Origin of the sequence: Azospirillum himalayense (assembly GCF_042657465.1) — a bacterium.
Lineage (GTDB): Bacteria > Pseudomonadota > Alphaproteobacteria > Azospirillales > Azospirillaceae > Azospirillum > Azospirillum himalayense.
Map to the genome: position 1 here is coordinate 1 of NZ_JBHSLC010000034.1, position 9439 is coordinate 9439.

Sequence of the window (9439 nt, forward strand, 5' to 3'; positions counted from 1 at the left end):
AGGGCTGGAAGGCGCTGACCGACGCCATCGGCGGCAAGGTGCAGCTGGTCGGCGACGACCTGTTCGTGACCAACCCGGCGCGTCTGGCCGACGGCATCCGGAAGGGCGTGGGCAATTCGATCCTGGTCAAGGTCAACCAGATCGGCACGCTGTCCGAGACGCTGGAAGCCGTCGACATGGCGCACAAGGCCGGCTACACGGCGGTGCTGTCGCACCGTTCGGGCGAGACCGAGGACAGCACCATCGCCGATCTGGCGGTTGCCACCAACTGCGGCCAGATCAAGACCGGTTCGCTGTCGCGCTCCGACCGGCTGGCCAAGTACAACCAGCTCATCCGCATCGAGGAGATGCTCGGCGCAGCATCCCGCTTCGCCGGACGCGGCATCCTCAAGGCGTAACGGCCCCAACGGAAGGCGGCCTGCGGCAAAGTGTCCGGTGAGCTCGGATTTGCTGCGCCGCACCGCCTTTTCCGCTAATATATCAGTACACAAAAAGACGCTCAGAGAAGAAGACGGCAAGACGCGCTTCCCCCTTCAGCAAGGCGCGCGCCGGGAGGGATCGGCTGAAACGGGCAGCATCATGCCTATTTCTCTTATCCGGAGTGTTCTGCAATGACTGCCAATGGTGAAACCAGCGGCGACCTCCCTGCGGTGCCGACCGAGGCGGCCCCGATCGAGAACGTCACCTTTGACGAGATCGTGGTCGGGCAGTCCGCCAGCATCGCGCGGCAACTGACCGTGATGGACGTCGAGCTGTTCGCCACCGTCTCCGGCAACATCGATCCGGTTCATCTGGACGCGAAATTCGCCGCCGACAGCCGCTTTCAAAAGGTGATCGGCCACGGCATGTGGTCCGGCGCTCTGATTTCCGGCGTGCTGGGGACCCGGCTGCCCGGCGCCGGCACCGTCTACGCCGGCCAGGACCTGCGCTTCCGCCGTCCGGTCGGGCTGGGCGACGTCATCACCGCCACCGTCACCGTGCGCGAGAAGCAGGCCGACAAGAACATCGTCGTCTTCGACTGCCTGTGCACCAACCAGGACGGCGAGGTCGTGGTGACCGGCACCGCCGAGGTGGTGGCGCCGACCCGCAAGGTCCGCCGCGCCGCCCACGCGCTGCCGCAGATCCAGATGATCCGCCACGACAAGCACGACGCGCTGCTGCGCAAGTGCGACGGGTTGGAGCCGGTCGCCACGGCGGTCGCCCATCCCTGCGACGAAAGCTCGCTGAAGGGCGCGGTGGAGGCGGCGGAAGCCGGTCTGATCGACCCCATCCTGATCGGCCCGGCGGCGAAGATCCGCGCGCTGGCCGTTGCCCATGGGCTGGACATCGCCCGCTACCGTCTGGTCGACGTCGAGCACAGCCATGCCGCCGCCGCGGCGGCCGTCGCCCTGGCCCGCACCGGCGAGGCCGAGGCGGTGATGAAGGGCAGCCTGCACACCGACGAGCTGATGGCCGAGGTCGTCCGCAAGGAGACCGGCCTGCGCACCAGCCGCCGCATCAGCCACGTCTTCGTGATGAACGTGCCGACCTACCCGCGGGCGCTGCTGATCACCGACGCGGCGATCAACATTTACCCGACGCTGGAGGACAAGGTCCACATCGTCCAGAACGCCATCGACCTCGCCAAGGTGCTGGGCGTCGAGACGCCGCGCGTCGCCATCCTGTCGGCGGTGGAAACCCTCAACCCGAAGATCGCCACCACGCTGGAAGCCGCCGCACTCTGCAAGATGGCCGACCGCGGCCAGATCACCGGCGGCATCCTCGACGGCCCGCTGGCCTTCGACAACGCCATCAGCGCCGAGGCCGCGCGCATCAAGGGCATCAAGTCCCCCGTCTCCGGCCAAGCCGACATCCTGCTCGTCCCCGATCTGGAGGCCGGCAACATGCTGGCCAAGCAGCTCTCCTTCCTCGCCAACGCCGACGCGGCGGGCATCGTTCTGGGCGCGCGGGTTCCGGTCATCCTGACCAGCCGCGCCGACAACGTCCGCACCCGCCTCGCCTCCTGCGCCGTGGCGGCGCTGGTGGCCGCCGCGCGCCGTCCCGCCCTCGCGCTCAACGCCGCTGCCGCTCCCCTGGCTGCCTCCATGGCTGCGGAGTGAGGATCACACCATGTCGCACCGTGACGCCTGTCTCGTCATCAACGCGGGCTCCTCCAGCCTGAAATTCTCCGTCTTCTGCGGCGCCGGAAAGAGCGATCTGGAGGCCGTTCTGACCGGCCAGATCTCCGGCATCGGCACCGCCCCGCGCTTCGAGGCCAAGGACGCGGCCCGCCACGTCCTGGCCGACGGCATCCTGGACGAGGTCGGCCCCGGCGACCGCGCCGGGCTGCTCGGCTTCCTGCTGACCTGGATGCGGCACGAGCTGCGGGACGTGCGGCTGGTCGCCGCCGGTCACCGGGTCGTGCACGGCGGCACCCGCTTCGACGCGCCGGTCCGGCTGACCCCGGCGGTGCTGGCCGAGCTGGAGGCCCTGGTGCCGCTGGCGCCGCTGCACCAGCCGCACAACATCGCGGCGATGACCGCTCTGGCCGAAGTCTATCCGGAGCTGCCGCAGGTCGCCTGCTTCGACACCGCCTTCCACAGCACGCGGCCCTGGCAGGCCCAGATGTTCGCCCTGCCGCGCGAGCTGACCGACGAGGGCGTGCGCCGCTACGGCTTCCACGGCCTGTCCTACGAGTACATCGCCCAGCGCCTGCCGCAGATCGCGCCGGAGCTGGCCGAGGCCCGCGTGGTCGTCTGCCATCTCGGCAGCGGGTCCAGCCTGTGCGGCATGCGCGCGGGCCGTAGCGTCGACACCACCATGGGCTTCACCGCTCTGGACGGCCTGCCGATGGGCACACGCCCCGGCGCGATCGACCCCGGCGTGCTGATCTATCTGATGCGCGAGAAGGGCATGGGCCCCGACGAGCTGGAGCGGCTGCTCTACCACAAGTCCGGCCTGCTCGGCGTCTCCGGCGTGTCCAACGACATGCGCGCCCTGCTGGACAGCGAGAGCCCGCAGGCGGCGGAGGCGGTGGAGCTGTTCTGCTTCCAGGTCGCCAAGCAGGCGGCGGGGCTGGCCGCCTCCATGGGCGGGCTTGACGCGGTGGTCTTCACCGCCGGCGTCGGCGAGAACTCCGCCCCGGTGCGCGCGCGGGTGGCGGAGAAGCTGGGCTGGCTCGGCGTCCACCTCGACGGGGCGGCGAACCGCGCCCGGGCCACGCGCATTTCCGCCGCCGACAGCCGCGTCCCGGTCTTCGTCATCCCCACCGACGAGGAGCGGATGATCGCCAGCCACACGCTGGGCATCCTGGCGCACAGCGCGGTGCTGTCGCCCCTGGCGGCCTGAACGGACGTCTCAGAGTCCGCCCAGAAAGCTCCGGATCGCGTCGAGCACCAGAGCTTCCTGTTCGCGGTGCGGCACATGGCCGGTGTCGGGGAGAAGCCTCGCGGCTCCCCGCCCGGCCGCGATGCGCTCGGGGTGTGCGGCGGAGCCGTACTCGTCGCGGTCGCCGTGCAGGGCCAGCACCGGGCAGCGCACCGCCGCCAGGGCCCGGTCCAGGGTCCAACCGGAGAAGGCGGGCGACAGCCACGTCTCGGTCCAGGCGTCCAGGACCCAGCGGGCCTTGTCGCCGTGATACCGCGCCAGACGCGCGACGTTGGCCGGGTCCTGGAAATCGCGTTTGGCGTCGCGGATGCCGGCGAGGGTTCTCTCTTCCACGAACGCCTGTGCGGCGATGGTGACGAGGCCGCGGCAGCGCTCGGGAAAACGCGCCGCCGTCTCGACGGCCATGCCGCCCCCGACGCTGTGCCCGCAGGCGACGAATGCCGCCACACCGAGCTGGTCGCACAGCGGCGGGATGCTGTCCCGCGCCTCCGCGGCGATGAAATCCAACGCAAGCCGCCCGGGATGGACGTCCGAGCGTCCAAAGCCGAGCCGGTCGTAGGCGATGACGCGGCGGTTCGTCCCGGCCGCCAGCCGCTGCGGGAAACCGCGCCACAAGTCCACGCTGCCGAGGGAGTCGTGGAAGAGGATGATCGGCGCGCCGCGGTCGGCTTCCGGGGTCCAGCTCTTAGCGAAGAGGTTGCCCTCCACGGTCCGGATCGTCCATTCGGTCTCGGTCACGGATGAGTCGTGCTGTGTCGGCATGGCGGTCGGCGTTCGGTCCCGGGGACATCCGTTATGCCGTGAAGTTCCGAAGAACGCCCGCGGAAAGGTGTCGAAGCCGCCTTTGCTCCAAGCCCGGTCCCGCCATCGGATCGATGAGGCGGCTGTCCGGGCAACGCAATCGCAGGACATCCCCCTCCTTTGAGGAAGGGGGATGGCATCGGCGAATCGTCAGTTGCCGAGCTTGCTGGTGTCGAGCACGATCATCGCCACGCCGATCTTTTCCTTGCTGGCCGGATCGAGTACGGGAACGCTGACCTCGGTCAGCATGGCGTTCGTCTCGGCGTCCTTCTCCGGATCGGTCATGTAGAGGTCGGAGCCGCCGCTGTAGACCTTCTGCCACTTCGGCTCGTCGCCCTGCCAATAGTCGGAGGTGCCACCGGTCTGGGCCACGTTCAGGCCGCGGTTGTCCATCAGCAGGATCTCCACGATCCGGCCGTTGCTCTTGTCCGTCACCTCCTTCAGGCGCTTGGTCACGGCGTTCGCGGCGATCGTGTCATAGGTGGGGTTGGCGGACTTGGCCTTGGCGGCGGCCTTCCAGTCGTTGTCCATGGCGTCGATCTTGGCCTGGTCGAGGCCCTTGTGCGCGGTGTTCTGGGCCTTGACGGCGTCGACGACCGCCGGATCGGCGAGCCAGGTCTGGGCCTGCGGGCTCACCGTCTTGCGGACGCTGGCTTCCAGGGCGGGATCGGCGGCGTAGGCCGGCAGGGTGCCGAGCGTGGCCAGAACCGCCGCGGTGGAGAGCAGCAAGGAAAAGCGTTTGGTCATCGATTCCTCCCATGAATGATCCGCCCGCGGGCGGCCTTTGGCGGCCTGTGCTCCGTGGGCTCCAGACCATAGGTCCCGCGGCATCCCGGCGGTCAGAGGAATGCGCGATTTATTCCGTTCAACGGAAAATTGGCGATGCCAACCATAATTGCCCTTGAACCAATTGCTCTTGAACCGCGCTCCCGTCCACGCGGCCTTCACCGCCGCCTCTTGTCAGGACGTGTTCGCAATGGCATACTAGTATGCAAGTTGACGCGATGGACGCCATGACCGACACGCCGACCTCCTCCGCCCTCACCGACATCCGTGGCCCCCGCCTGCACGGGGTCTATGACGCCCTGCGCGCCGCCGTGCTGTCGGGGGAGATCCGTCCCGGCGAGGGGATTTCGGAGACCCGCGTGGCCGCCCGCTACGGCGTCAGCCGCACCCCGGTGCGCGAGGCCTTCCGCCGTCTGGCCGACGAGGGGTTCCTGCGCATCGTGCCGCAGGTCGGCACCTTCGTGGCGCCGATCCAGCTCGCCGCGGTGTCGGACAGCCAGTTCATCCGCGAGACCCTGGAATGCCGGACGGTGCGTCTGGCCGCCGATCGGGCGGAGGCGGCGGACGTCGCCTCGCTCACCCGGCTTCTCGACTCGCACCGCGCGGTGATGGCGCCCGACCGCCACGCCGAGTTCTTCGCCCTCGACGAGGCCACCCACGCCGAGCTGGCCCGCATCGCCGGGCGTCCGGCGGTGTGGGACCTGCTGGTCGCCGTCAAGGCGCAGCTCGACCGCGTGCGTTTCCTGTCGCTGCACAGCGAAGGCTGGGCGGCGAAGATCGTCGGCGAGCACCAGAGCATCGTGGACCGCGTCGCCGCCCGCGACCCCGACGGCGCGGAGGAGGCCATGCGCGCCCATCTGCGCACCGTCTTCGCGGCGGTGGACGAGATCGCCCGAACCAACAGCCACTTCTTCGAGACCTGAAAGCCGTCATGCGGAGTGTTCCATGCGCCTGAGCCCCGACACGCTGCCCTCGCTGCGCCCCGGCGTGCAGCGTCCCGGCTATGACCGTGCCGCTTTGACCACCGGAATTGTCCATCTGGGCATCGGCGCCTTCCACCGCGCCCATCAGGCCGTCTACACCGACGCCGCCCTGGCGCGCTCCTTCGGCCCCTGGGGCATCGCCGGGGTCAGCCTGCGCAGCCCCGACACGCGCGACGCGCTGGAGCCGCAGGGCGGCCTCTACACCGTCGCCGTGCGCGACGCCGCCGGCGAGCGGCTGCGGGTGGTCGGCTCGGTCACCGGGCTGCTGGTCGCCCCGGAGGACCCCGCCGCGGTGCTGGACCTGCTGACGCGCCCCTCCGTCCGCATCGTCACCCTGACCGTCACCGAGAAGGGCTATTGCCACGATCCGGCAACCGGCGCGCTGAACGAGGCCCATCCGGACATCGTCCACGACCTCGCCAACCCGGAAAGCCCCCGCAGCGTGCCCGGCTTCCTGGTGGAGGCGCTGATCCGCCGCCGCGCCGCCGGGGTCGAGCCCTTCACGGTGCTGAGCTGCGACAACCTGCCGAGCAACGGCGACACCGCCGCGGGCCTGCTGCGCCGCTACGCCGAGCTGCGCGACCCCGCTCTGGGGACGTGGTTCGCCGGGAACGTCGCCTGCCCGAACAGCATGGTGGACCGCATCGTGCCGGCCACCACCGACGCCGACCGCGACCGCGTGTCGGACGGGCTGGGCCTGCGCGACTCCTGGCCGGTGGTGACCGAGCCGTTCAGCCAGTGGGTGATCGAGGACCGCTTCCCCACCGGGCGCCCGGCCTGGGAGCTGGAGGGGGCGGAACTGGTCCCCGACGTCCATCCCTACGAGACGATGAAGCTGCGCCTGCTGAACGGCAGCCACTCCACGCTCGCCTATCTCGGCTACCTCGCCGGCTACGAGACGGTGTCGGACACCATGGCCGATCCGGCCTTCGCCCGGCTGATCCGCGGCCTGATGGACGAGGAGGCCGGTCCGACGCTGCACATGCCGCCCGGTGCCGACCTCGGCCATTACAAGGACGCGCTGATCGAGCGCTTCCGCAACCCCGCCCTGCGCCACCGCACCTGGCAGATCGCCATGGACGGCACGCAGAAGCTGCCGCAGCGGCTGCTCGGCACCATCCGCGACCGGCTGGCCGCCGGAGCGCCCATCGACCGGCTGGCGCTGGGAGTGGCGGCCTGGATGCGCTACGTCTCCGGCACCGACGAGGCGGGCCGCCCCATCGACGTGCGCGACCCGATGGCCGCGAAGCTCGCCGAACTGGCGGCGGAGGCCGGGCCGGTGGCCGACCGTCTCGCGCCCGCCCTGTTCGGGCTGAGTGCCGTCTTCGGCGACGACCTGCCGCGTGACCCGCGCTTCACCTCTGCCGTGACCGACGCGCTGCGCCGGCTCTACGCCGAGGGCGCCCGCGCCGTCGTGCACTCGGTCGCGCCGGCGGCGGGCTGAGGCGCCCCCTCCCAACGATCCCATCGAAACACGCCGGAATCGGCACCGCACTCTTCTTCAAGGAGCAGACCATGGAACAGACTTGGCGTTGGTTCGGCCCGGACGATGTGATCCGGCTCAACCACATCCGTCAGACCGGCGCCACCGGCATCGTCACCGCCCTGCACCAGATCCCCTACGGCGTGGTCTGGTCGGTCGAGGAGATCGAGGAGCGCAAGGCGATGATCGCCGCCGACCCCTCGCTCGGCCTGCGCTGGAGCGTGGTGGAAAGCCTGCCGGTCCATGAGTCCATCAAGATCGGCGAGGGCGATCTGGCCCCGCTGTTCGACAACTACCGCCAGTCGCTGCGCAACCTCGCGGCCTGCGGGGTGACGACGGTCTGCTACAACTTCATGCCGATCCTCGACTGGACCCGCACCGACCTCGCCGCGCCGGTGCCGGGCGGCGGCACGTCGCTGCGCTTCAACGCCTTCGAGCACGCCGCCTTCGACGTCTTCATGCTGGAGCGTCCGGGCGCCGAGGACGACCATTCGCCCGAGGTGCTGGCCCGCGCCCGCGCCTGGTTCGACAAGGCGTCGGAGGACGACAAGAAGACGCTTCTCGCCAACATCATGGCCGGCCTGCCGGGCGCCTTCGACCGCTACGACATCCCGGGCCTGCGCAAGATGCTCGACCGCTACAAGGACATGAGCCACGGCGCGCTGCGCGAGACGCTGGCCCGTTTCCTGCGCGAGGTGATCCCGACCGCGGAAGAGGTGGGCATCCGCATGTGCATCCACCCCGACGACCCGCCGCGTCCGCTGATGGGCCTGCCGCGCATCGTCAGCAACGAGGACGACCTGGACTTCATCGTCAACGTCATCGATTCGGAGGCCAACGGCATCACCTTCTGCACCGGCTCGCTCGGCGCCGGGGCCAAGAACGACGTGCCGGCGATGATCAAGCGCTTCGCCCCGAAGGTGACCTTCGCCCATCTGCGCAATGTGAAGAAGGACCCCGACGGCTCCTTCCAGGAGGCCGAGCATCTGGGCGGCGACGTCGACATGGTGTCGGTCGTCACCACGCTGCTGGAGGAGCAGAAGCGCCGCAAGGACGCCGGCAACCCGAACTGGCGCATCCCCTTCCGCCCTGATCACGGCCACGAGCTGCTGGACGACGTGGGCAAGAAGACCCACCCCGGCTACCCGGCAATAGGGCGTCTGCGCGGTCTGGCGGAAATCCGCGGCGTGATGACCGCCGTGTCCTCGATGCGCCAGCTGCCCGTCTGATTGGTTGGGACGTTTGACCGGTCCGGCAGTCGAGCCCGGCCATCTGGTGGTGGAGGGGAAGCGCGGTGGCATGGCGCTTCCTCTCTTCGCCGCAACGAACGAAGGAGTCGCGGCCGATCGGCCTGTTCGGCGTTCGTATGGCCGATGTCCCGATCGGCCTGCGCGCTCTTGTCGCGTGTCCAGCCGGTGTCATGCTGGACCTGATGCCGGCACCCTGAAGGGTAGGGGCCCCGGATCTCCATTCGTATTCGAATGAAATGCCGGAAAAAGCGGTGCGGAAACGTCCCGTCTTCTTTTTCTCACACCCTGCAAGTCCCCCCTGCGGCATGATTCTTTAAACAATTTCCGTCGCTTAGTGCCTTCACAACTTTCTTTCGGGGAAGGCGCGAAAAGCTATGGCAAAAACATCACAATCAATTAAAATCAGGGTTGTGGTGTCGGCCCTTCGGGTGCCCGCGCCCCGACGAGAAGGGAAGCGACTGGGATGAGCAACCGTCAGAATCCGCGATACGCCGCCGCCATGCTTCTTCGCGTGGTCGCTGCGAACGGGCGCTGCGATGTTCGTCCGATCGATCAGGTGCCGAAGAGCGCCCAGGAGATCGAGCTCGAGTGCTTCCTGCGCGACGGCTTCGCGCCCCAGCCGTCCGATCGCCGGCGGGCCGTTGCCCTCCGGGCCTGATCCGAAGGCCGCTTTCAGAAAAAATGCGGGTCGATGAAAAAAGCTCTTGCCGGGTTTGGCCGAGGCGCCTATAACCCGGCTCCCACGACGCCGGGGCCGCTGAGAAGCGCGA

General features: G+C 69.1%; 8 protein-coding genes and 1 pseudogene. 6 read left to right on the top strand and 3 right to left on the bottom strand.

The window, feature by feature from the left end; all coding sequences use genetic code 11:
- The 3 genes and pseudogenes from eno to ACFPMG_RS16565 form a co-directional block, all read left to right on the top strand.
- Positions 1 to 398, top strand: a pseudogene (gene eno / locus ACFPMG_RS16555) (phosphopyruvate hydratase); the annotation flags it as partial.
- A 213-nt stretch (positions 399 to 611) separates the two neighbouring features.
- On the top strand, positions 612 to 2099 hold the full coding sequence (locus ACFPMG_RS16560; protein WP_376996254.1) for a bifunctional enoyl-CoA hydratase/phosphate acetyltransferase: 1488 nt from the start codon (positions 612 to 614) through the stop codon (positions 2097 to 2099).
- A gap of 10 nt (positions 2100 to 2109) precedes the next feature.
- Positions 2110 to 3327 carry an acetate/propionate family kinase gene (locus ACFPMG_RS16565; protein ID WP_376996255.1) on the top strand — a complete coding sequence of 406 codons (1218 nt, stop codon included), beginning with the start codon at positions 2110 to 2112 and terminating at the stop codon, positions 3325 to 3327.
- A 9-nt stretch (positions 3328 to 3336) separates the two neighbouring features.
- Here the strand turns inward: ACFPMG_RS16565 and ACFPMG_RS16570 are convergent, their stop codons facing one another.
- Together ACFPMG_RS16570 and ACFPMG_RS16575 are read right to left on the bottom strand one after the other, a co-directional pair.
- Positions 3337 to 4104: an alpha/beta fold hydrolase gene (locus ACFPMG_RS16570; RefSeq protein WP_376996256.1), complete on the bottom strand. Its 768-nt coding sequence runs from the start codon at positions 4102 to 4104 to the stop codon at positions 3337 to 3339.
- A gap of 213 nt (positions 4105 to 4317) precedes the next feature.
- Complete coding sequence (locus ACFPMG_RS16575; RefSeq protein ID WP_376996257.1) at positions 4318 to 4914, bottom strand: PDC sensor domain-containing protein; 597 nt, start codon at positions 4912 to 4914, stop codon at positions 4318 to 4320.
- A 266-nt stretch (positions 4915 to 5180) separates the two neighbouring features.
- On the opposite strand from ACFPMG_RS16575, the gene ACFPMG_RS16580 reads away from it, so the two are divergent.
- The 3 genes from ACFPMG_RS16580 (at position 5181) to uxuA (ending at position 8648) form a co-directional block, all read left to right on the top strand.
- Positions 5181 to 5876 carry a GntR family transcriptional regulator gene (locus ACFPMG_RS16580; RefSeq protein ID WP_376996258.1) on the top strand — a complete coding sequence of 232 codons (696 nt, stop codon included), beginning with the start codon at positions 5181 to 5183 and terminating at the stop codon, positions 5874 to 5876.
- Between the two features lie 22 nt (positions 5877 to 5898).
- On the top strand, positions 5899 to 7380 hold the full coding sequence (locus ACFPMG_RS16585) for a mannitol dehydrogenase family protein (protein WP_376996259.1): 1482 nt from the start codon (positions 5899 to 5901) through the stop codon (positions 7378 to 7380).
- A gap of 71 nt (positions 7381 to 7451) precedes the next feature.
- Entirely contained in the window at positions 7452 to 8648 is a 1197-nt protein-coding gene (uxuA, locus tag ACFPMG_RS16590; protein ID WP_376996260.1) for a mannonate dehydratase, read from the top strand.
- Positions 8649 to 9009: 361 nt separating this feature from the next.
- Here the strand turns inward: uxuA and ACFPMG_RS16595 are convergent.
- A partial coding sequence (locus ACFPMG_RS16595) for a hypothetical protein (protein WP_376996261.1) occupies positions 9010 to 9439 on the bottom strand: 430 nt, incomplete at its 5' end.

Bases quoted from the DNA above. Each gene is read 5' to 3' on its own strand.
- ACFPMG_RS16560 (WP_376996254.1), top strand. From the start codon at position 612: ATGACTGCCAATGGTGAAACCAGCGGCGACCTCCCTGCGGTGCCGACC.
- ACFPMG_RS16565 (WP_376996255.1), top strand. From the start codon at position 2,110: ATGTCGCACCGTGACGCCTGTCTCGTCATCAACGCGGGCTCCTCCAGC.
- ACFPMG_RS16575 (WP_376996257.1), bottom strand. From the start codon at position 4,914: ATGACCAAACGCTTTTCCTTGCTGCTCTCCACCGCGGCGGTTCTGGCC.
- ACFPMG_RS16580 (WP_376996258.1), top strand. From the start codon at position 5,181: ATGACCGACACGCCGACCTCCTCCGCCCTCACCGACATCCGTGGCCCC.
- ACFPMG_RS16585 (WP_376996259.1), top strand. From the start codon at position 5,899: ATGCGCCTGAGCCCCGACACGCTGCCCTCGCTGCGCCCCGGCGTGCAG.
- uxuA (WP_376996260.1), top strand. From the start codon at position 7,452: ATGGAACAGACTTGGCGTTGGTTCGGCCCGGACGATGTGATCCGGCTC.